18 protein-coding genes are annotated in these 22203 nt (G+C 40.4%); 4 read left to right on the top strand and 14 right to left on the bottom strand.

What is annotated here, in order from left to right:
* Window positions 1–47 precede the first annotated feature (47 nt).
* Window positions 48–1376 carry a capsule assembly Wzi family protein gene (locus G564_RS0101230; RefSeq protein WP_245583642.1) on the bottom strand — a complete coding sequence of 443 codons (1329 nt, stop codon included), beginning with the start codon at window positions 1374–1376 and terminating at the stop codon, window positions 48–50.
* Window positions 1377–1492: 116 nt separating this feature from the next.
* Between G564_RS0101230 and G564_RS0101225 the strand changes: the two genes are divergently transcribed.
* A complete protein-coding gene (locus G564_RS0101225) occupies window positions 1493–2239 on the top strand; it encodes a tyrosine-protein phosphatase (protein WP_029036048.1) in 747 nt (248 codons plus the stop codon).
* Window positions 2240–3035: 796 nt separating this feature from the next.
* Here G564_RS0101225 and G564_RS0101220 read toward each other — a convergent pair.
* From G564_RS0101220 to G564_RS0101195, 6 genes are all read right to left on the bottom strand, one after another.
* Window positions 3036–5423 carry a GumC family protein gene (locus tag G564_RS0101220; protein ID WP_029036047.1) on the bottom strand — a complete coding sequence of 796 codons (2388 nt, stop codon included), beginning with the start codon at window positions 5421–5423 and terminating at the stop codon, window positions 3036–3038.
* 3 nt (window positions 5424–5426) lie between these two features.
* Complete coding sequence (locus G564_RS0101215) at window positions 5427–6089, bottom strand: polysaccharide biosynthesis/export family protein (protein ID WP_245583641.1); 663 nt, start codon at window positions 6087–6089, stop codon at window positions 5427–5429.
* Window positions 6090–6236: 147 nt separating this feature from the next.
* Complete coding sequence (locus G564_RS0101210; protein WP_029036045.1) at window positions 6237–8222, bottom strand: polysaccharide biosynthesis protein; 1986 nt, start codon at window positions 8220–8222, stop codon at window positions 6237–6239.
* 21 nt (window positions 8223–8243) lie between these two features.
* Window positions 8244–9458, bottom strand: coding sequence for a DegT/DnrJ/EryC1/StrS family aminotransferase (locus G564_RS0101205; RefSeq protein ID WP_029036044.1), 1215 nt, complete (start codon window positions 9456–9458; stop codon window positions 8244–8246).
* A complete protein-coding gene (locus G564_RS0101200) occupies window positions 9451–10062 on the bottom strand; it encodes an acetyltransferase (RefSeq protein ID WP_029036043.1) in 612 nt (203 codons plus the stop codon). The genes G564_RS0101205 and G564_RS0101200 overlap by 8 nt, the downstream gene beginning before the upstream one ends.
* Before the next feature lies 1 nt (window position 10063).
* Window positions 10064–10669: a sugar transferase gene (locus G564_RS0101195; protein WP_029036042.1), complete on the bottom strand. Its 606-nt coding sequence runs from the start codon at window positions 10667–10669 to the stop codon at window positions 10064–10066.
* Between the two features lie 66 nt (window positions 10670–10735).
* Between G564_RS0101195 and G564_RS20860 the strand changes: the two genes are divergently transcribed.
* A complete protein-coding gene (locus G564_RS20860; RefSeq protein ID WP_156879156.1) occupies window positions 10736–10837 on the top strand; it encodes a hypothetical protein in 102 nt (33 codons plus the stop codon).
* A gap of 585 nt (window positions 10838–11422) precedes the next feature.
* On the opposite strand, the gene G564_RS0101190 is transcribed toward G564_RS20860, so the two are convergent.
* The 3 genes from G564_RS0101190 to G564_RS0101175 all read right to left on the bottom strand — a co-directional run bounded on the left by G564_RS0101190 (window position 11423) and on the right by G564_RS0101175 (window position 15221).
* Entirely contained in the window at window positions 11423–12586 is a 1164-nt protein-coding gene (locus G564_RS0101190) for a glycosyltransferase family 4 protein (RefSeq protein ID WP_029036041.1), read from the bottom strand.
* A 264-nt stretch (window positions 12587–12850) separates the two neighbouring features.
* Window positions 12851–13639 (bottom strand): hypothetical protein, encoded by a 789-nt coding sequence (locus G564_RS0101185; RefSeq protein WP_029036040.1) that lies wholly within the window; start codon window positions 13637–13639, stop codon window positions 12851–12853.
* A 355-nt stretch (window positions 13640–13994) separates the two neighbouring features.
* A complete protein-coding gene (locus G564_RS0101175; protein ID WP_029036039.1) occupies window positions 13995–15221 on the bottom strand; it encodes a hypothetical protein in 1227 nt (408 codons plus the stop codon).
* A gap of 304 nt (window positions 15222–15525) precedes the next feature.
* Here G564_RS0101175 and G564_RS0101170 point away from each other — a divergent pair, with 304 nt between their 5' ends.
* Window positions 15526–16188, top strand: coding sequence for an acetyltransferase (locus tag G564_RS0101170; protein WP_029036038.1), 663 nt, complete (start codon window positions 15526–15528; stop codon window positions 16186–16188).
* Window positions 16189–16193: 5 nt separating this feature from the next.
* A complete protein-coding gene (locus G564_RS0101165; protein ID WP_029036037.1) occupies window positions 16194–17141 on the top strand; it encodes a glycosyltransferase in 948 nt (315 codons plus the stop codon).
* A 70-nt stretch (window positions 17142–17211) separates the two neighbouring features.
* Here the strand turns inward: G564_RS0101165 and G564_RS0101160 are convergent, their stop codons facing one another.
* The 4 genes from G564_RS0101160 to G564_RS18270 form a co-directional block, all read right to left on the bottom strand.
* The gene (locus G564_RS0101160; protein WP_169578104.1) at window positions 17212–18279 is read right to left on the bottom strand and encodes a glycosyltransferase; all 1068 of its coding nucleotides are present in this window, start codon (window positions 18277–18279) and stop codon (window positions 17212–17214) included.
* A 71-nt stretch (window positions 18280–18350) separates the two neighbouring features.
* Window positions 18351–19175: a glycosyltransferase family 2 protein gene (locus tag G564_RS19735; protein WP_169578103.1), complete on the bottom strand. Its 825-nt coding sequence runs from the start codon at window positions 19173–19175 to the stop codon at window positions 18351–18353.
* A 72-nt stretch (window positions 19176–19247) separates the two neighbouring features.
* Entirely contained in the window at window positions 19248–21140 is a 1893-nt protein-coding gene (gene asnB, locus G564_RS0101150) for an asparagine synthase (glutamine-hydrolyzing) (protein WP_029036035.1), read from the bottom strand.
* A 55-nt stretch (window positions 21141–21195) separates the two neighbouring features.
* Window positions 21196–22173 carry a polysaccharide deacetylase family protein gene (locus G564_RS18270; protein ID WP_037373242.1) on the bottom strand — a complete coding sequence of 326 codons (978 nt, stop codon included), beginning with the start codon at window positions 22171–22173 and terminating at the stop codon, window positions 21196–21198.
* Window positions 22174–22203: the final 30 nt, after the last annotated feature.

Raw genomic sequence — 22203 nt, 5'->3', positions numbered from 1 at the left:
CAGTCAAGCTCAACAATTCGTGAATTCGTGGCTAAAAAATACCCCTCTTAAAAAAAGCTTTTTTCAAGCCTTAATCCGATGCCGACGTTTGAAGATTCTGTTGAAGTTGAATGAAGATCGGCACCTATTTGCAGATTCACATTGATGAATTCCTGCCATAGATTCATATCCAGGTAGGTTGAAATGATCCTTTCCAAAGGTTTTGAGGTTCCTGCTTTGGCTCCATAATTCCCTCTGTAACTGGCAAGAAATTTATAGGGATACTGATAAAAGGCGGTTCCGCTGATGCCGATATGATGTGCAACAATGTTATTGTGAGCTACACGAAATCTGTCCTCATCAAGCATCATAAAAGGTAGTCCGATTATTCGGTTCTCATAGGTCCATCCTGAACGGTAAAGATGATTGTTGAAGTAATTGTCCTTTCCGTCGGTTGTGGGATAGTTTTTACTTTGATTACGGGTAAAATAGAATTCGTACATAAAAGCCTGCACCCACTTTTCAATCTGTTGATCCTTTATGTATATTCCATAGCGACCATCGGGGGTGTTACGAAGTTTTATTCCGGAGAAATCCTCGAAAAGGGTGTTATAAACGAGGGAAATATCGTAGTGAGAAAGACTGGTGTTTAACTGCACCTCATAGCCTCCAAGATGATTTCCAAGACCATTGACCTCCTGCTCTCCCACAAGTCCGTCACCACCAATAATACTACCTCCGGTGATCACTCTTAGATAATCTTCAAACCCGGCAGGCAATTCCCCATACTCCGGAGATTTTCCACCCCATTGAACGTAGTGATGCACTCCGGCCACTAATTCGACATTTCTTAGACCACTATAAATAAAGTGTAGACTTTTATGATGGATCCTGATATTCTGAATATATCTCTCATGTTCATCAGAAAAGAATTCCTCCCAGGAAGCCTTTACTCGTATTCCGGCGCGTTCAGAAAGTGTAAGGGGTTTAACTTTAAGGCTTAATCCAGGTACAGGTCTGGAATTGAGCGACCACAGCATATTTTCATTAGTAGCACTGATCCCGCTGAAGTATTCCTCTCTTTGTTTGCTTCCCGCATAAACCTCGATCCGGTCATCTTCATAGCCAACGTAAAATTCATCAAGTTTGGCCTCATTTGTATATCCATCGTGGTAGAGCACACCCATGCCTGCTGTTATCTTGCCACCGTACCAGAAATCGTAAATTCCGGTGCCCGTAATCCAGGAACTGTAATTTGTAGCCTCATCAATACGACCCCGCTGATTGGAATGCATCCAGAACGGACTCTCTTCTCCGGAATAAACCAGACCCTGAGCATTGGCTGAAACTGAATATTCTATTTCCTGCGAAAAGGCTGCCGAAATTACCAGCAACAATATGAGGGGGAGCTTTTTAATAACGTGATGATTTTGTGTCGTAAAAGTAGCATACTTCCGCTAAAGCTCAATATACTCTGGAATAAAAACAGTAATTTTATCTATATTTTTGCATCATGTTCAATTTTTTTCAGAAGAAATACTTTCTCAGAGACCAGCTCGAGGATTTTACAGACATTCACAACCATATCTTACCGGGAATAGATGACGGAGCAGCAGATGTAAAAGCATCCATGGAACTTATTGAATCATTTAAAAAAATAGGGATCAGCAGCTTTATCGCGACTCCTCACGTCATGAATGATTATTATGCCAATACTCCTGAAAGTATAGGAAATGCTCTAAACCTTTTAAAGGCAGAATTGAATTCTGCGGATAAAACCAAAGTAAAAATCAAGGCCGCTGCAGAATATATGATGGACCAGGCTTTTCTAGAGCTGATGGAAAAAGAAGATCTGCTATGCTTAAAAGAAAAAATGGTCCTGGTGGAAATGTCTTATTTCCAGCCACCAATTAACCTAAATGAGATCCTCTTTCAGCTTCAAACACGGCAGTACAGACCTGTACTCGCACATCCCGAGCGCTACGCCTTTTTTCATTCCAAATCTTTGAACAGGTATTCAGACCTAAAAGGCAGAGGCTGCCTGTTTCAGCTTAACGCATTGAGTTTGGTTGGACATTATGGTAAGAACATGCAGGAAATTGCTTATCGCCTTCTGGAAGAAGATATGATCGATTTTTTAGGTACAGATACTCACCAAATGCGGCATCTGGAAAAACTTTCCGGGGCACAATTGTCCAAAAAACAACTGGAGCTTGTTCTACCGGTTATTCAGCGAACCAGAGAAACATTTTCTTTTTAATTGTTTTTGGAAAGAGCAAAAATCGGAAATCAAGAATTATAAATTACTTCATTACTAAAAATAGATCTCACAGGTGGTCTCCGGGACTTGAGGTTTTTATTTTTTGATGATATGCCGCACCTCTGGCGCTCATTAGAATCAGGTAAAATATTTCTCTAAACATGTCGCTCCGGAGCGGCATATAAGGCTTATTCCAAATTAACCTGCAAAATTTATCCTCTATCCAGATCCTGTACCAGCCCTTCAGGCTGGTAATGGATAATCTCCATTATTTATCCCGGAGCGTTGCCCCGGGCTGATTTGTCTGAGCCCTTCAGGCTCGAGGCAGGGACATTTCATTTTTAACCTATTTGATATGCCGCACCTCTGGCGCTCATTAGAATCATGTGAAACATTTCTATAAACATGTCGCTCCCCCGGAGCTTAATTCTTTACAAATCAGCTCCGGAGTGGAATATTTATGGCAAGTTCGGAGGTATTATGATAAGAGCTCCGGCGGAGCGGCATAGGAAAGCTCGTTCAAAATTAACCTACTAAATTTATCTTCTATTCCGATCCTGTTCCAGCCCTTCAGGCTGGTAATGGATAATCTCCATTATTTATCCCGGGACGTTGCCCCGGGCTGATTTGTCTGAGCCCTTCAGGCTCGAGGCAGGGACGCTTCTTTCTTAATCTACCAGGTATCCGGGATATTGAGGTCTGATAAGAACAATGGTTGTTCATCGAAAATGTTGAACTGGTCTGCAACCCTGTCAGGGCGTCAAGCCGCTGACAGCGTTAATTTTGGTATAAAATATTAACTTCTACTAAAAGGCTTTTTAATAAAATTCCAGAATCCCTTTTTGTCTTCGTCTGCTGCGTACCCGTAGCCATAACCATAGGAATAACCATATTTGGCTCCATAGGAAAATTTGGAATAATCCACATCATTAAGTACAATGGCCAGGCCTTTTAGTTTCCCCTGTTGTTTCAATTCTTTAGGAAACTCCAGCAACTTTTTCTCAGTGTAGCCTGCTCTAACTACGTAAAGGGTAGTATCTGCGAGTTGGCTGATCAAGAGGGTATCAGTAACGATCATGGTAGGCGCGGTATCCACGATGATAAAGTCATAACTGGTCTTCTGACTATTAATAAGCTCCTCCATCCTGTCATTCATGAGGAGTTCTGCCGGGTTAGGTGGAATAGCTCCTGAGAAAACAACATCTACAGGAATGTTATCCTGGTTCATTGGCTGAATAACGTACTGTGGCAGAATATCCCGGTCATAAAGATAATCTGACAAACCTTTTGTTTCCAAAGTGTTGCCTGCAAATTTGTGCAGTTTTGGGTTGCGCACATCTGCACCAATCAGTAGGATCTTTTTTCCTGTACTGGAAAGGGTTCGTGCCAGGTTAAAGGAAACAAAGGTTTTTCCTTCTCCCTTTATAGTAGAAGTCACATAAATAACTTCAGCTCTATCTTTGTTCCTCGATTGAACGAGGTAAGCCAGATTAGTTCTTAAGATCCTGAAGGATTCAGCTAAAGGTGAACGATCGTTTAACTGGATCATTTCAGACTCTTCCTTACTTACACCTGGGATCTCACCTAAAAAGGGGAGATGTCTTGTAAGAGGCTGAAGGTCTCCTTTATGATGCACCTTTGTATCAAGAAAGTTTATAACAAATATTACGATCAACGGAATCAATAAACCTATTAGTCCTCCTCCGGTAAGAATTAGCCAGGGCTTAGGATCTACAGGTCTACTGAAAGTGAAGGCGGGGTCGATCACTTTTGCTACTGGGGAAGTAGCGGCAAAAGAAATAGCAGATTCTTCCCTCCTTTGCAACAGAAATAAATAAAGTTGTTCTTTAATTTCCTGTTGGCGCTCTATACTGCGAATCCCTTTCTCAAGTCCAGGGAAGGTACTGAATTGCCCTTCTGCTGTCTGCTCCAACTGGTAAAGTTCCCGTAGCTCAATGTCTATAGACCTTCTTGTTTGTTGAATATTTTTAAGAATATTTTCCCGCAGGGCATCCAGTTGTTCTGTCAACGTTTCAACCACCGGGTTTTCTGTTGTTCCTGTTTTTAAATAAATATTTCTCTGTAATACGAGCTCATTATATTTTCCTACAGAACTACCTAATCCACCCTTCTCTAGACCCATGCCCTCAGGAAGAAGTTGATAAGGTTTGGCAGAAGATAACGTATTTTCTATTCCCTCCAGGATCATGAGCTGAGTTTCCAGAGTGAAGATCTCCTGCTCCGCACGTGTGGATTTTGCCATGTACTGTCCGGCACTACTTTCCACACTCATGAACCGGTTCTCACTCTTAAAATCAGCAATTCCCCCCTCTACCGAATCCAGTTCCTGGGTGATTAATTCCAGTCTTTCCTGAATAAATTTAGCTGTATTTTCAGCAACCTGCCTCTTATCAGCAACCCCATCAGCATTAAAGTGAACCATCAGAGTGTTTAAAAAATCCCGGGATTTTTCAGGTACTTCTCCTATTATAGACAAAGAGAGAATGTCCTTAGCCTTTCCCTGCGGAGCCACAGTCATATTAGTGATATATTCATTAGCTACAGTGCGCAGAGGTCTAAGCGTAACATTTACAGTAGTCCTGGAATCAAAAGATGATTTATTGGGAGCCACTGCGAACTGAAGATTATCAATTATTATAGGTTCTCCAAACTCATAGCTTTTGGAAGAACCATCTTCCTGTTCTAATAAGAAATGACTGGCAGACTTGGGAGTAACCCAAATATTTAAGCTGGATGTATGGACAATATCTTTATCAGTTAAGAATTCGACAATAATGGGACTGTTCCTATATGCTTCAACAGCGATTACTTTTCCTTCCAGGAAATAAGCAATGTTTAGGTTCAATTCATCAATAACACCTTCAACCAGCTGTTTAGATTTAAGAGTAACAATTTGATTGTCAAGAGAATTATCATTTATGGCTAACACCGAAGATCCTCCGGAAGGCAAAGCTCCCACCATATTTTTATCCTCATTCAGGATCATCATTGTTGCCTGGGTTGCGTAGGCTGGAAGAGTGTATCGGTTATAAAGGTAGGCAATAAACAGACCCAGAAGACAGCCAAACAGCAGCCATTTCCAATATTTGAGGTATTTAAAGATCTCTGCCTTGAGATCAAAATTCGATTCTTCCTTTTCTGAAAACTCTTCGAGTTCTTCCATTTATTATCTGCTAAAAAGTATGAATAAACTAAAGGCGGTGGTCACAATAGAAACAAGTCCCTGCCAGCTGGTAATGAATCCCGCGGACTTCACCTTTCTATAAGTTGGTTCCACATAAACTATATCATTCTGCTTTAGGTAGTAGAACGGATTTTGAAAAATATCCACACTGGTAAGATCAAGGATCTCATACTTCAGTTGTTCGTCCACCTGTCTTATCACCAGGATCTTATCCCTCTTCCCATCATAAGTAATATCTCCGGACATAGCGATCGCCTGTGGAACCGATATTCTTTCATCTACAACATCGATAACACTACTTCCTGTTTCTCCCATTACTGTTACCTTAAAATTCACAATACGGACTCTTACCACTGCGTCTCTTAAATACTTCTCCCGAAGAACGGAAGTGAGTTCTTCCTCCAGCTCCTCCCGGCTCTTTCCTTCAACATATATTTCCCCGAGTACCGGAAAGTTTACATTCCCTTTAGAATTTACCAGATAGCCGGTCATTGCGGCATTCTGATTACCTCCACCTCCTCCCGCACCCTGGGTATTCAGGTTAAGCTGAAATGGAGCTGCCAATTCTTCATCCATAGAAGAAACATCTATTCGGATCACATCGTTAATCTCGATCTTAGCTTCAAAATCTTTTGGTGCTGCCATGTTTGGCAATCTCTCATAATCCTGGAAATAAACAATCTCCTTTCTTGTAGAACAGGAGGAAATAAGAATTATTCCGAAAAGAAAAAGAACTGATTTCAGAAAAAATTTGCGGACGGAAAAAAAATTCGGGGGATCAAATGTTCTCATTTAACTAATTTTCTTCTGGGTAGGATGAATTACCGGATCTTTATCTAACTTTTCAAAAGTGGAATTATTGCTTTTAAATTCAGGTACCAGGAGTTTCAACCTTGCCACAACTTTATGGCTTTTTAATTTACTGGCTGTTTTAATGATCTTTTCAATAGCAGTATTTATTTCTTCATAATTTCCGGGCTGGTCAACAGCGATCATGATCTTCTTATGATGTGTGGGCAAAGTTTTGCTCTTCTCACTCAGCAATTCCTCGTACAGTTTTTCACCCGGGCGAAGGCCTGTTATTTTTATAGCGATCTGTTTATTCGGAATAAATCCGGCAAGTTTGATCATCTTGATCGCGAGATCCATGATCTTCACGGGCTCTCCCATATCAAATATAAAGATCTCCCCGCCTTTCCCCATGGCTCCTGCCTCCAATACCAACTGACAGGCTTCCGGGATGGTCATGAAGTACCTTATAATATCGGGATGTGTAATGGTCACTGGCCCTCCTTTTTCAATTTGTTTCCTGAACAACGGTACCACTGAACCATTAGAACCTAAAACATTTCCAAAACGCGTGGTAATAAATTTGGTCCTTGGAGATTCTCCGGCACAGGCGGAATGATAAAGCGACTGCACATACATCTCAGCAGCCCTTTTAGAGGCACCCATGACATTGGTTGGGTTCACAGCCTTGTCTGTAGAAACCATAACAAAATGCCCTACGTTATTCTCGACAGCAAGATCGGCCAGGTTTTTGGTTCCCTGAATGTTCACAAATACAGCCTCATGAGGATTTGCCTCCATTAAGGGCACATGCTTGTAGGCCGCGGCATGGTATATCACGTCCACAGGTGATTTCTGAAGAAGTAATTCTAACCTGTTCCTGTTCGCAACATCGCAAATAATGCACCGGTATTTGAGATCGGGGAATTTTGTCTCCAGTTCCAGCTGCATATTATGCAGCGGAGTTTCTGCCTGATCCAGCACTAAAAGAAGCTTTGGATTATATTCCGCTACCTGTCGCACGATCTCACTTCCAATCGATCCGGCACCCCCGGTAACCAAAATTGTTTTTCCGGTTAGCTGCTGCTTTTTGTTCTCCTTATTGAGCAGAATAGGTTCTCTGTCCAGCAAATCTTCAATCTGCAGGGATTTTACCTTATGAGAAACCGATTGTTCATCTTCATAATTAGAGACAATAGGGGCATTAAAGACTTTAATATCATTTTCCAGGCAGTCCTCAACAACTGCAAATTTCTCCTCGGCTGTCAGTGTATTTTCAGAAAGGATAAGCGCTGTTGCTCCAAGAGCTTTGGCCTCCTCACTAACTTTCAACCCATTGTATACCACAGGCTTACCAAGTATCCTGATATTCCTGCGGGTGTTGTCATGAGTAATGAAGCCACGGATATCAAAACGCTTGGGATGTTCTATTTCCAGGGCTCCTGCAATAGAAATTGCATTTTCATCTGCACCAAAAATGATTGCCTTCTGCAAATTTTGATTGCGCTGTGTTCTTTTAAAGTATTCGTAGACCTGCTTCACCGAAAGCCGGAACAGGAAAAGAAGAGAGAAAGAAACCAGGAAATAAAAGATCAGCCCCGCAACCAGATATATTTTCTCACCAATGAGAATATAAGTGGCATAATTAATAAATAGCAGGGTAACGAAAGTACTGAAGCAGGCTAACATGATCTTTAGCGCATCAACATAGGAAGAATGCCTTATAAGACCCGCATAGGTCCTGAAAATAAAAAAGTAAAAAATATTTACTCCCAGTACCAGGAACATACGCTCATAAATCGTAAGAAAATCATAGAAATGAGAGGTAAGGTCCCTTAAAGCCAATACAGTCAGAAGATCGGCAACAATAATAATAGCAGTATCAATACCTAAGATAGCCCAGCGTGGCAGGTATTTAATATTCCTTATATCCAGGCGGTTCTCGGAGGACAATATTTGCTGAAGGGCATAATTTAGCTTCTTACCCATAGTGTTGCATTTAGGATTTTTTTACTGCAGAAAATTTTTAATTGCAGTACTTATCCTGTTTTTTTCTTCTTCTCCCAGGTTGGAACCTGAAGGAAGACATAATCCATTTTCAAAAGCCTTCTCTGCTACACCGTTTCCATAAAAAGGCGCATCTTTGAAAACCGGCTGCATATGCATCGGCTTCCACAGAGGTCTGCTTTCAATATTCTCTTTTTCAAGATGCATCCGCAGAGCATCTGTATCAAAGGCTCTATTGTCTTCTGCTTTTATCACCGTGAGCCAGTGGTTACAAAAGTATGTATTTTCAGGTTCATTTAATACTTTTACTTCTTTAACTCTGCCAAACAGCTCCCGGTAAAACATGTTCATCTCCCTTCTTTTCGCCACATGCGTATCGAGCACCTGCATTTGACCTCTGCCAATACCTGCAGCTATATTGCTGAGCCTATAATTATAGCCTATTTCACTGTGCTGGTAATGCGGAGCCTGATCTCTGGCCTGAGTAGCAAGAAAAACAGCTTTCTCCTTAAGTCCAATGCTGCGGGTTATTAATGCCCCGCCACCGGAAGTAGTGATGATCTTATTTCCGTTGAAAGAAAGTATAGCGAAATCGCCAAAAGTTCCACATTTTTGTCCCTTATAAGAACTTCCCAAAGCTTCTGCGCTGTCTTCTATTACCGTAACGTCATATCTGGAAGCTATTTCCTGTACTTCTTCAACTTTATAAGGCATACCGTACAAATGTACGGCTATTATGGCTTTCGGCTTTTTACCTTTTTGAATACGGTCTTTAATGGCCTCTTCAAGGTAGAAAGGGGAAATATTAAGGGTATCCTCCTCGCTATCCACAAACACCGGGGTCGCACCCAAATAAACAATAGGGTTTGCCGATGCAGCAAAGGTGAGGCTCTGACAAAGCACCTCATCACCTCTTTCCACACCTGCAAGAATAAGTGCAAGATGCAGGGCTGCAGTTCCTGAACTGAGAACAGCGACCTCCCCTGCCTCCGTTTTCACCTCCCCCTGCCCCCTCCTAAAGGAGGGGGTTCCAGAGTGCTTATCCTCCTTCCCAAAGGAAGGAGAGTCGGAAAATAAATAGTCCTTAAGATCCTGCTCGAACCCATTGACATTAGGTCCTAAAGGCGCAATCCAGTTTTGCTCGAAGGCCTCATGAATATATTTAAGCTCATTTCCTCCCATATGTGGGGAAGAAAGCCATATTTTTTCTTTATTCATTCTCTTTATCTAAGATTTTGATGATCTTCCCAGGATTACCCACAACGGTAGAATGGTCGGGCACATCTTCAATGATCACTGCCCCTGCGCCAATGGTGCACCATTTACCTATTTTTTTACCCGGAATTACTAAAGCGCCAATCCCAATATGTGATCCTTCTCCCACTTTTACTCCCCCTGCGAGTACAGCACCGGGAGAAATATGGGCAAAATTTCCTAGTACACAATCGTGTTCCACAATACATCCGGTATTCAGAATACAATGTGAACCGATGATGGTATCTGCATTGACGGCAGCATTGGCCATGATCACCGTACCCTCCCCTATTTCTACCGTCCGGTCTACAACAGCAGTTGCATGACTTACTCCGCGGTAGAATGTACCGGGAAAATTGTCTACCACTTTTTTCCTGGTTTTATTATCGCCAATAGCAACAATGGTTTTCCGTCGTAATACCTCGGGAGTATATTCGTGTACTACAGGATAATCATAAATTCCCGTTATGACCGGGTTGTCATCCAGGACCTGATGAATCTCCAGCATACGGGAATGCAACAGATCAATGATCACTTTTCCATGTCCGCTGGCGCCGTATATATTCATATTAATTACTTCCGTTGAAAGGCTCTGTAGTAGCCATATTAGCAGTATTTATACCTTCAGATCTTAAAACTTTTAAAAAGGTCAGCCAGACAATTTTCACATCCAGCCAAAATGAAATATGCTCGACATACCAGACATCCAGCTCCAACTTTTTGCTCCAGGAAATCGCATTTCTGCCATTCACCTGCGCCCATCCGGTTATACCCGGTCTTACATTGTGCCGCTTTTGCTGATGAGGAGTATAGAGTTTTAAATATTCCGGAAGAAGAGGTCTCGGACCAATAAGACTCATATCACCCTTTAAAACATTGATCAATTGCGGGATTTCATCAAGAGAGGTCTTTCTAACGATCCTGCCTATGGCAGTAAGACGTTCGGCGTCCGGAAGTAATTCTCCGCTGCTGTCCCTCCTGTCATTCATAGTTTTAAACTTAATGATCCTGAATAACTTTCCGTTTTTACCCGGCCGCAACTGGAGAAAAAAAGGATTATCTCTATTTGCTATAAATAATAAAAGAGCTATTAACAGGAATACCGGCAAAAGAAAAAAATAAGCCAGCAGCGCTATCAAAAAATCAATAAGAGGTTTCAAATATCTTCTGTACACAAAGCTGATTTTTCAGGAGCAAACTAAAGGATTTATAGCTTTAATTAGTTACAAAGGTATGTTAAATTGGTTAATTCGGGAATCGTTAATTCGGGAATCGTTAATTCGGGATTGGTTAATTGGGGATTGGTTAATTGGGGATTGGTTAATTGGTTAATCGGGGATTAGTTAATTGGAGAAACAGTCTCCTGATTACTGAATCATTCTCTCCCCCGCCCCCGCCACGGCGGACAGGCTCTCCTAAGGAGAGGGAGCCTATCGTGAAATTCCATTAAAAATAGATCTGCCAACTTCAGGTTTTCCTACTCCCAGCTTTTCTGATCACTGACCACTGAGCACTGAACACTTTTTTAAGTCTCCTGTTCTCCTCTTCCCCTAGTCTCCTGTTCACCCGTCCCCCACTCCCCAAGTCACCTTGTCCCCAGTATATATTTGAAATTTGGTGCTTGGCCCTCCTCCGCTAAAAAGCTTCGGTGGGTAAAAATTGGTGCTTGGAATTTAAGACGGTATCGTCACGGATAACAAATCCGCGCCATCGGGTCCGGATCATCCTCTCCCCCCGCCCTCTCCGAAAGAGAGGGAGCCTATCTTGAATTACATTAAATTGAGCTGCCAACTTCAGTTTGCCTATTCCCAGCTTTTCTGATCACTGATCACTGAGCACTGAACACTTTTTTAAGTCTCCTGTTCTCCTCTTCCCCTAGTCTCCTGTTCACCCGTCCCCCACTCCCCAAGTCACCTTGTCTCCAAGTCCTAAAGCCCCGCTTCCTTCATCTGTAATCTATATTCCTTCAAAAGCAAATCCCAGAAAACTCTTCGTTCATACTTAGCAGTTATTACAGAACGGGAATTTGCGGCGAGTTTTTGGCGTAATTCGGTATTGCTTGCCAGTTTCTTCATAGCAAGTAGAAGAGCCTCCTGATCTTTGACCGGGATAATTAGTCCGTTCTCTTCATCCCGCACAATCTCATTACAGCCATTAATGTCTGTCACAATAGACGGCAATCCCATTGCTCCCGCCTGCATCACCACATTAGGAAAGCCTTCCCTGTAACTTGGAAACACAAGCACATCTGCAACGGCAAAATAAGGACGGACATCGATCTGGTAGCCGGTAGTAAAGATCTTTGGATGCGTCTTTACTTCTTGAAAATTCTCTTCTGTAATCGGATCCAGTTCCTGTTCAAAAGGTCCGACCAGGAGTAGGCTGATATTTGGAGTTTCTGCAGCTAGTTTTTTAAAGGCCTGCACCAGTTCGTTGATCCCTTTATCTTTGACCAGTCTGCCGACAAAAATAAAAACCAGATCATCTGAGGGAATGTTCATAGATTGCCGGATTTCCTTCTTCTGTTCTGCGGTGAAATGTGCCGGGTTGAAATAGTGGGTATCTATACCATTGGAGCTCCCCTCTCCTAACACTTTCAGTTTTTCGGGTTTTGTGAAATTGTTATCCAAAATGATCTTTTTAAGGCCTTCGGAATTCGGATATACTTTGGTAGCCAGAGTATACGTCAGCCGCTCTACCTGCTCCAGAATTTTTCTTTTAGTTCCGGTGGTTTCCATTAAGGGCATACCTGCGACCGTGTGTAAACGGACAGGCACTCCGGCCATTTTAGCCGCCATCATTCCAACAATTCCAGCCTTGGGAGTATGGGTATGGACAATTTCAGGTTTGGTTCTCTTAAAATATCGGTAGAGTTTAAATAAAGCCTTTAGATCCTGCCCTGGAGTAATCTCCCTTGTCATTTCCAGATGAAAGGTTTTAACGCCATTATCGCGACCGTACTGTTCAAGACGTTCTTGTTCTGCAGCAATTGCAGTCACCTCAAAATAGCCATTCATGAAGGTTAGCTGACCTTCGAGAAGTTTCTCTAAAGAAAGGGGAACGGTGGTGATACGTATGAGTTTGGGAGGCATGGAATTTTTGGCAAATATACGTATCCATTTAAAAAAGTGGGATCCTAGAGTCTAGAATCTAGATCCTAGACTCTTAAATGTTTAATATGTCTGAGGATAAAAATTTAATATTTCACCGAAGTAGGTGCAGAGGTAATTCAAAAGACGATCTTTAGCCTTACAACATTACTTCCTCAATTAATGAGGTTTTTAACCTCACCAAATATTAAATCAGGCTGTCCGAGGACAGCCTGATTTAAAAAAGTTTAATCTTAATAATTTCTTCTAATCCGGTACGACAATGATACTGAGTTCAACAGAATCTGAACATTCTCCATCAGTAATGGTGTAGGTTGTTGTGTATGTGCCAACACCTCTCTCATTAAAATCATTAATAATGTCCCAGATGGAAGGATCGAAGCTACCATTGCGACTAACACCTGGCTCCAGCAGACTTAGATAAAGTTTCCTGACTTCATCCCAACTGGGAAGTGCTGCTGCTTCGGAATAAGTTATTGTTTTCGAGTTATCCGGACCGGCATCTAAATCGCAGGGTGGATCCTGAGGTTCGCATACCTGAATACAATACTCGAAATAAGCCCAGTTTCCGCTTGCCCCGGCAATATCACCCGCCCAATAAGTTCCCGAACCTGCACCGTTTGAAAATACAGATTGGGAAGCTATAAAAATGCAGCCCTCATAATCTGAAAGCGGAAATTTGAAAGTGTAAGACTCTACAGCCGGCTCAAAGCTTTCTTTGTATTCCATTTTTCCGGGAGGCAGGTTTCCCTTTCCTACAGTAGGAAAATCCGCTTCAGAATCAGCAACGTGCAGCTTCGTATGGTTCAGCGCATACATATCATTTGCAACTATACTTACATATAAAAAGTCGGAATCATTTATTACTTCAATAGCACCTGCATTCGCAAAGGAGTAGGATTCAGACTCACATCCGTCAATTTCCACTACTGCATTTAAAGTCTCCAGGGTCCCGGCTTCAGAAATAATTTCTTCATTATCCACTGAACAGGATGCCAGTGCAAAAATTACGATCAACAAATATATTCTTTTCATAACTGTTTGATTTGGTTAGTACTAACCTAAATTTAATTTTTCCTGCGTGTAGAACAAGATGCCCCGGCTATTTTTCGATGAGTATATGATTTTATTGGTTTAACTACATGTTATTCAAGGAAGCAGTGGATATTTCACCTGACTTGAGAGAAAAGGATTCCAAAATATTCCTGACTTTTCTAAAATCTGTGTAAAGATTGTGTTAAGATCTTTTGAGATTGGGAATTTTCCTTCCGGAATAGAATTTTCTCGTTTATTCTATAACTCTGCATAACCAACAGAAAGGATTTTCATAACCATAAGAAAGGCTGTCTAAGAAGTAACTTAAACAGCCTTTAATTCATGTGAATCTTCCTTAGGAATTATCGGGAACCACAATTATACTCAGTTCAACTGAATCGGAACAATCTCCCTCGGTAATTGTATATGTGGTAGTGTATGTTCCGGCACCTCTCTGGTTAAAGTCATTTATAATATCCCAGATAGAAGGATCAAAAGAGCCGTTTCTGCTTACTCCCTGTGGCAGCAGGCTCAGGTAAAGCTTTCTTACTTCATCCCAACTTGGAATTGCAGCAGCTTCTGAATAGGTAATGGTTTTTGAATTATCCGGTCCTGCATCCAGATCACAGGTTGGATCTTGCGAAGCATCGGCAACAACATTAATAGTTAATTCGACCGAGTCTGAACAATCGCCTTCTGTGATAGTATAGGTTGTTGTATACGCCCCCGGCCCGGTGTAGGAATTGATAATATCCCAAATGGAAGGATCAAATTCCCCGTTGCGGGAAACTCCCTGCTCTAAAAGACTCAGATATAATTTTCTCACCTCATCCCAACTTGGAATAGCATTGGCTTCAGACTGAGTAATGGTTTTTGAAGCATCGGAACCTGCACTTAATTCACAGGTCGGGTCCTGAGATTGATCGGAAATTACATTAATAGTTAACACTACTGAGTCTGAGCAATCACCTTCGGTAATGGTATAGGTTGTGGTATAAGCTCCAGGTCCTGTGTAAGAATTGATAATATCCCAAATGGAAGGATCAAATTCGCCATCTCTTGCCACTCCTGATTCCAGAAGGCTTAAATATAGCTTTCTCACTTCATCCCAGCTTGGAATGGCGTCAGCTTCAGATTGTGTTATTGTTTTAGAAGCATCTGCACCGGCACTTAAATCACATGTGGGGTCTGAAGGCAAACTTTCGACCACATTAACAGTAAGTATAACAGAATCCGAACAATCACCTTCTGTAATGGTATAGGTGGTGGTATAAGCGCCGGGACCTGTATAGGAGTTGATAATATCCCAAATAGATGGATCAAATTCGCCGTCTCTTGGCACGCCATCTTCTAAAAGACTGAGATAAAGCTTTCTAACTTCATCCCAGCTTGGTATTGCATCAGCTTCAGACTGAGTAATTGTTTTGGAAGCATCTGCGCCAGCACTGACTCCTGCACAGGCATCATCTTGTTGCGCAGTAACATTGAGCGATTTCATGTTGTAATCTTCAAGATAAGAATCGTCTTCAACTGAACAGGATATTACAACAAGGGCCAACAACAATAAGTAAATTTTTTTCATAACAATTTGATTTGGTTTCTATTATGATAAATTTACAGCTTAGTTTTACTGGTAATTTAAAGGAAAATCTAATTTCGATTAAAGGATCATTTAACCGACAGGTTCTGGTTTTTTAATATATTTTAGCAGGAATTCACAAGTCTTTTACACGAAAAAGATGTCTAAAATTTTAAGCAATTCTGATAATTTTATGGAAAGTATTGTTAAGGAAAATCCGACAACCTCCAGCTGCTGCTTACTATCCAAAAATTGTAGTGTTAAGCAGCCATTCTTTAGGTATATTTGGTCAATAAGAATTTTAGAAATGGAGAAAAAGAAACTTATTATTTACGGAGTAGGCAGGTACGCAGAGTATGTACGGTATGTTTTCGACAATGACAGTTCTTTTACAGTCATTGCTTATTGCATAGAAAAAACTCTTTTAAAAGAAAATGAATTTGACAAGCTTCCTCTTTATGCCTTTGAAGATTTAAAAAGCCATTTTTCACCGGATTGCTGCTCTCTGTTTATTGCAGTTGGACAAAATGAGATTCGAAAAAGAATATTCCAGGATGCTCAAAAAACGGGTTTTGGCCTGGTCAATTATATTTCTTCTAAAGCTAATACATGGAAGAATCTCAGCCTGGGAAAGAATTGCTTTATTGGAGAGGGATCCACCCTCCAACCCTTTGTGGAAATAGCCGATAATTGTATCCTATTTGCTGCCAATATTGGACATCACACCAAAATTGGTAAAAATGTTCTTGTAAGTGCCATGACGCTTGGGGGAAACGTAGAAGTTGGCGATAATTGTTTTCTGGGTATGAATTCCACGGTAGCCCAGAACGTAAAACTGGGCGAAAATACCATCATAGGAATGGGTTGTACAATAAGCAGGGATACAGAACCTAATTCAGTTTACTCCGCTAAAGGCACTTCCAAAAGAAAAGTTTCCTATACTGAGGTTTCTCAGAGGTTCCTTAGCTGACCTTTATGAATTTTTCAGATTTTAAAAATAGATATCAGAAGCAGGAGGTTGAAGAGTACTCTAACCAGGTTACTGCATCCCCGGTGGTAAGTATTATGGTGCAGACCTATCAGCACAAGAACTATATACGCGAGTGCATAGAGGGAATTCTAAATCAGAAAACGGATTTTGACTTTGAGATCCTGCTGGGAGAAGATGGATCTACAGATGGTACCAGGGAAATTTGTATTGAATACGCAGAAATATACCCCGAAAAGATCCGATTATTTCTTCATCATCCTGATAACAAAATAGAAGTTTTGGGAATTCCAACAGGGAACTTTAATGCGCTGTATAATTTTTATTCTACCAGGGGAGAATTTGTTGCTTTTTGTGAGGGGGATGATCTTTGGACCGATCCCTTAAAACTTCAAAAACAGGTAGAGCACTTACAGGGTCAATCCTCCCTCGCCATTACTTATCACTCATATCTCGAAGTGAATGAAAAACTGGAATCCTTGCCAGAAGAAAAGTGCCTGGAGCAGCCGAAACAAATCATTTGTAAGGAAGATCTTCAGAGATTGAATTTTCATCCGCTTCTTTCAACCATCTGTTTCAAAAACTCTATTAAAGATAATTTACCTGAGGAAATGGTTGGAGTTATTAATGTAGATAGTTTCCTGATTAGCTTATTGGGAAATTTCGGAGAAGCCGGATTTTTGGAAGGCATTAAATCTTCTTTTTACAGAAGGCACGAAGGCGGGATCTGGAGAAGAAAGAGAAAAAAAGCTCAATTGGATTCAAAACTCCTGACTTATCAGAAATTAAAAGATTTTTATTTGGGGTTGGGGAAAAAAGATCTTGGTACTTTTTTTCACCGGAGAATTATAAGTACACATAAGATGCAAGTCCTTTACTGTTTAAGAAGCGGAGATCCTATAAAAGCAGCAGAACATCTACGGAAATTATTGTAAAAGTTCAAGTTGTGCTACTTCAGTGAGATCTTCTCTCCGTAACCGTTTTCATTTCTAGCCATTGATGTTTCTAAATATTCTTTTGGCGAAAAATTTTTTGATAAAAATTTTCGTAATCTTTAGAAATCCGTTGAATATTAAATTTCTCACTTGCATTAGTGGCCGCCTTGTCTGTCCTTGATTCCCAATCGTCCATTTCCAACGCCTGCTTCATTTGACGGCTTAGTTTATTTATATCGCCCGGAGGAAAGAAAAGTGCCTCATCACCGGGAAAGCACTCCCGGTTTTCAGGTATATCAGAAACAATTGCCGGCGTTTTTGAAATTATAGCCTCGACCAGTGATCCCGGTAGCCCCTCGAAATAGGTAGGAAAAACAAAAAAATCAGCTAGCGCAAGAAGAGAGGGAATATCTTCCCTATATCCCATTAAAAACACCTTTTTTTGAAGCTGTAATTCACGTATTAACTTTTCTAACTCCCTCCTTAAGCTACCTTCTCCGGCAATGACCAGAAGAGTATTAGGATTTTCCTTATTGATAACTGAAAAAGCCTTCAACAAATCAATTTGTCCTTTGCCTTTATTCAGCCTTCCCACATTAAGAAATATCTTTTGACCTATCCAATCCAATTCTCTGAGAAGAGAGGGTTGAGCTTCTATTGAGGTATTAAAGTCTTCGAGACACCTACCGCGATAGATGACTTGCACCTTATTCCCGTCAACATTTAAAGCTTTAACATTTGTTTTCTTTATAGCATTGGAGTTGCATAGAAAAAAATCAACTTTTCCTGCTGTCAACCGATCTTTTAGCTGTGTTGAAAAAAGTTTTAATTTAGACAATGTTGAAAGGTGTCTATAGCGATTTAGACCGTAGGAGTTACTAACGAAACTTCCCACCAGAATAATATCGGGAAATATACTTTTTAGCTTTCTGGCTATTAAGTCTGCGCGATACAAAGTGGAATGGATGATCTCCGGTTTTTCCTTCTCAATAATAGGTACAATCTGACTGACTGCCTCGTTAAATCCGTAGGTTTTTGCAATGTTGAGTGAATAAACCGAGACCCCCTTATTTTCTAGTTTTGAGGTTAAATTCCCTGCCCCATAAAGATTAATAAACACCGGAATTACATGCTGCATCCGTAAAGCTATTTCAACGATACTTTTTTCTGCCCCATATCCTTCCAGGGAGTCAATAACGAAGATCACCTTCATGATAAAAATTTTAAATAAAGGATTTTCAAAAGCGGTTTTGGATTTCGGGGGTTGTCGAACCAGGATTTTTTAAATCTTTCAATTGCAGCTTTCTTGCGCTTTGTTTTTTCCAGAACAAAACCTAAAAGATAATTCATTTCTGCACTGTCTTTAGGATTTTTATCATATTCAGTTCGATGCTTTTTATACAGGTAAATATAAGAACTTAATCTATTTTCTATACTGTTGCTTTTTCTCGTAGATATATTAAGAACATAATAAAGCAAAGGCTTATTTATAATTGTAATTTTGAGATCCTTTTTGGCACTTATTCTCTGTCCCAGTTCATAATTTTCTCCAAAATTCAGGGCAGTATCATATCTCCCAACCTCATTAAAGAGGCTGCGTCTGTAACAAATACTTCCGGCAAGAAAGATGGCAGTTATGTGATTATAAATTCCACTCAATTCTTTAGGTTTCTGGATCTTTTTCCTGCCTTCGATAAATCTAGTAACCTCCCAACAAACGAGATCAGGTTTGTTTGAAAGGGCCTGATTGACATTTTTCAAAACCTCCTTATCGAAATAATCGTCTGAATCAAGAAAAATAATAAATTCACCAATTGCCATTTGTATCCCTTTATTTCTGGCTGCAGAAACTCCCTTATTGTCCTGGAAGTAGTAAGTTAATTTTTTATTTTTAAGGTAAGGCTCAACCACCTCTCTGCTGTTATCAGTGGATCCATCATCAATTACAAGTAACTCCCAGTTATCCTGGGTCTGATTGATCACACTTTCGATGGCAACAGGAAGGATATTCGCACGGTTGTATGTTGGAATCACAATTGAAATTAATATTCCACCTCCCCGAGTTTTTTTTCTACTTTTTTTCATCTGTCAACTCCAAAAAAAAAGCTAGAGGTTAAGATAAATGCTCCTATACCACTTTTGAAAACAGAAAAATGTCCAGACTCTGAATGTATTGTCTTCCTTGCCTTCAATATGTCTGTTAACAAGATGGCTTATCTCCTCATTATTGAAAATTTCCTGTCTTAACAAAAAGTCCTTCTCAATATAAGACAAAAGCTCAGGCTTTAAATATCCTCTAAGCCAGTCCCCTACAGGCACTCCAAAGCCCTGCTTGGATTTATTCAAAAAATCTTTCGAAAAATACTGTTTAAAGGATTCTTTTAGCACATACTTTTTATTCCAGCCTTTCATTAAATAATTTTCAGGAAGCCCCGATGTGAAATTCCATATTTTCTTATTGAGGAAGGGAGCCCTGCTTTCAAGGGAAGTGAGCATGCTGGTCCGGTCAACCTTTACCAACATATCACCTTCAAGACTTAATAATTTGTCGATATTCCGAAAATCTGTCAGGGACTTGTTTTTGTCTCCAACCTGTTCTTTATAATACTTAAGGGAATCTTCTTCAAAATGATTTTGTTTCAGAACTTTCCATAACTCCTCTTCCTGAAAACCGAGAGATATTATATTATAATAGAAATCTCCATCATAATTCACTGCCTTTAGCAGCCGTTTCATCCTGAACCTGAAGCCCCTGTTGTCATCCCCTGTAGAAAGAATGGAGGAAGCCAGTTTTTCCACTGTGTTATGTACAGCATTAGGCATAACAGCTGTATACTTCCGGTTCAACTTGCCCATATAATATTTGTTGTAGCCTCCAAAAACTTCATCTCCCCCATCTCCTGTAAGTGCTACCTTTACGTGCTGTCGGGTTTTATTCGCCACGAGATAAGTTGCCAGGGAAGAAGAATCTGCAAAGGGTTCATCAAAGTTCAGCAAAATGTCATCCAAGTTATCCTTAAGATCTCCTTCAGACACAATAAACTCATGGTGATTACTATTGATCAACTTTGCAACAGCTCTTGATTTACCTGTTTCATCAAAGGATTTCTTTTCGAAACCTATAGAAAAAGTGTCAATCCTGGTGTCCGACTGCTGTGCCAGGCACAAAGAAACAATGGAAGAATCAACTCCTCCGGAAAGAAAAGTACCTAACGGCACATCGGCAATAGATCTCGATTGAACGCTTTCCTGAACCAGGTTATGTGTTCTTTCCTTTGCCTGCTCAAAAGAAAGATCGGTCTTCTCCTTGCTAATGTTTTGCCTGATTTCTTTTTCCAGATATTTATGGGTTGTACAATCATACTCCAGGTAATGATTGGCTTTAAGCTTGAAAATATTTTCATAAATAGTAAAGGGAGCTGGAATATAAGTCAGCTGAAAATACAAATTTAATCCCTTCCTGGAAATTGGGGGTTTTACCTTTTTTTGGGCAATAATGGATTTTAATTCTGATGCCCAAAAGAAGCTTTTTTCGTCTCCGGTATAGTAAAGCGGCTTTTCCCCAAAAAAATCTCTGGCAATAAAAAGCTTTTTAAGGTGGTCGTCATAGATACTAAAAGCAAACATCCCATCTAACATAGAGAAGGCAGCTGTTCCATGCACTTCATAAAGCTTTAGTATCACCTCTGTGTCTGAAGTAGTTTTAAAAACAACTCCTTTAGATTTAAGATCCTGTTTTAGTTCCAGGTAGTTGTAAATCTCTCCATTAAAGACAATAGATATCTTTTGATCATTAGAATAAATAGGTTGTTTCCCGGTAGAAAGATCGATAATCGACAGTCGGCGCATTCCCATTCCGACACTATATTCATCTTTTTTCTTTACAAAATTTCCATCCTGGTCGGGCCCCCGGTGGAATATCTCCCCGTTCATCTTATTTAGAATCTGAGTTATATCATCTGAATCTGAAGTGGAGATCAATCCATTTATTCCACACATACTTATTTGAATTTTCGAGGCAAAGTTAAAAAAGGATTAGAGAGAGCTTATGGTTTTAAACATTATTTAGAAACGAGTTGTTTATTCCATGCATATTTGCTGATTGAAAGCCATAGGTCCTTTGAAGCTTTTTAAAGTGATTAATAATTGTACGCAGATCATTCAGGCTTTCCAGGGGGAAATCTCCGAAATTGTGCGGATGCCACCATAAGTGATAGATCTCCCCGTTTTTTGCTGCACAAGTCATCTCCTGATGTATCTTTTTCATCTTCAGACCATGAAGAATAGAGTTAGATTCATAAGGGCGGAGAAAACGGCTGGACGGTTGCTCTAAGGGCAGATCATTTTCTTTTTTAAGATTTGCAATAGTGTAACTTTTAGAAGCAGAAAAAGGATTATAAGCATCTCCGGTTCTAAAAATTTTTGTTTTTAGATCATTTGCAGCAGGATCTTTCCAGTACCAGTTATAGGGATTTGAGCGAACAGAGGTGATTCCAAGATCAGTGCACACCTTCAAATAATCCTTTCTAATCTGGTTTCTAGGAAAAACGAGGGACCTAAGAGAGATTCCGACTTTCTCAGCTACATTCACTGCACTCTCCAAGTCAGCTCTGAATTCATTCAAAGTCTGCCCTGCTTCCGTACAGTAATAATGAGAGTAGGTATGACTTGCAATTTCCTGTCCCGTCACCTCTGCAATTTCCCGGATCAGTTCCGGAGCAAAGCAAAACTCTTCAGTCTCCAAATCTTTAATTGAATTTCCGAATTTATAGGAAGACAACTTTCCATTTTTATAATGCGGTTCGCATGTCGGATCATTCTCTTTCCATTCTTTCCAGTCTTTATTAAATAACATCCCAACCGTCGCCCAGGTACAATGAATTCCATTAGCTGCAAAAAGCTTAAGGATCTCCGGAATAACCCTTCGGGTATTTTGAAAATAATTTATACGCTCCCTATAGTCCACCATATCAAACACGCCCCAGAGGAGTTCAAAATCTAGAGATATTACTAAGGCTCCGGTATTCTTCATAGTAATCGTTTATTCGAGATTCGTTAATTC

The organism is Salinimicrobium xinjiangense DSM 19287 (genome assembly GCF_000423585.1).
GTDB classification, from domain to species: domain Bacteria; phylum Bacteroidota; class Bacteroidia; order Flavobacteriales; family Flavobacteriaceae; genus Salinimicrobium; species Salinimicrobium xinjiangense.
The sequence above is the reverse complement of the archived record's forward strand: the minus strand, read 5'-3'. Positions and strand labels throughout refer to the sequence as shown.

What these genes read in the sequence shown, in the direction of transcription:
- G564_RS0101225 (WP_029036048.1), top strand. Translation starts at nt 1,493, where the DNA reads ATGTTCAATTTTTTTCAGAAGAAATACTTTCTCAGAGACCAGCTCGAG.
- G564_RS0101220 (WP_029036047.1), bottom strand. Translation starts at nt 5,423, where the DNA reads ATGGAAGAACTCGAAGAGTTTTCAGAAAAGGAAGAATCGAATTTTGAT.
- G564_RS0101215 (WP_245583641.1), bottom strand. Translation starts at nt 6,089, where the DNA reads ATGGCAGCACCAAAAGATTTTGAAGCTAAGATCGAGATTAACGATGTG.
- G564_RS0101210 (WP_029036045.1), bottom strand. Translation starts at nt 8,222, where the DNA reads ATGGGTAAGAAGCTAAATTATGCCCTTCAGCAAATATTGTCCTCCGAG.
- G564_RS0101205 (WP_029036044.1), bottom strand. Translation starts at nt 9,458, where the DNA reads ATGAATAAAGAAAAAATATGGCTTTCTTCCCCACATATGGGAGGAAAT.
- G564_RS0101200 (WP_029036043.1), bottom strand. Translation starts at nt 10,062, where the DNA reads ATGAATATATACGGCGCCAGCGGACATGGAAAAGTGATCATTGATCTG.
- G564_RS0101190 (WP_029036041.1), bottom strand. Translation starts at nt 12,586, where the DNA reads ATGCCTCCCAAACTCATACGTATCACCACCGTTCCCCTTTCTTTAGAG.
- G564_RS0101185 (WP_029036040.1), bottom strand. Translation starts at nt 13,639, where the DNA reads ATGAAAAGAATATATTTGTTGATCGTAATTTTTGCACTGGCATCCTGT.
- G564_RS0101175 (WP_029036039.1), bottom strand. Translation starts at nt 15,221, where the DNA reads ATGAAAAAAATTTACTTATTGTTGTTGGCCCTTGTTGTAATATCCTGT.
- G564_RS0101170 (WP_029036038.1), top strand. Translation starts at nt 15,526, where the DNA reads ATGGAGAAAAAGAAACTTATTATTTACGGAGTAGGCAGGTACGCAGAG.
- G564_RS0101165 (WP_029036037.1), top strand. Translation starts at nt 16,194, where the DNA reads ATGAATTTTTCAGATTTTAAAAATAGATATCAGAAGCAGGAGGTTGAA.
- G564_RS0101160 (WP_169578104.1), bottom strand. Translation starts at nt 18,279, where the DNA reads ATGCAGCATGTAATTCCGGTGTTTATTAATCTTTATGGGGCAGGGAAT.
- asnB (WP_029036035.1), bottom strand. Translation starts at nt 21,140, where the DNA reads ATGTGTGGAATAAATGGATTGATCTCCACTTCAGATTCAGATGATATA.
- G564_RS18270 (WP_037373242.1), bottom strand. Translation starts at nt 22,173, where the DNA reads ATGAAGAATACCGGAGCCTTAGTAATATCTCTAGATTTTGAACTCCTC.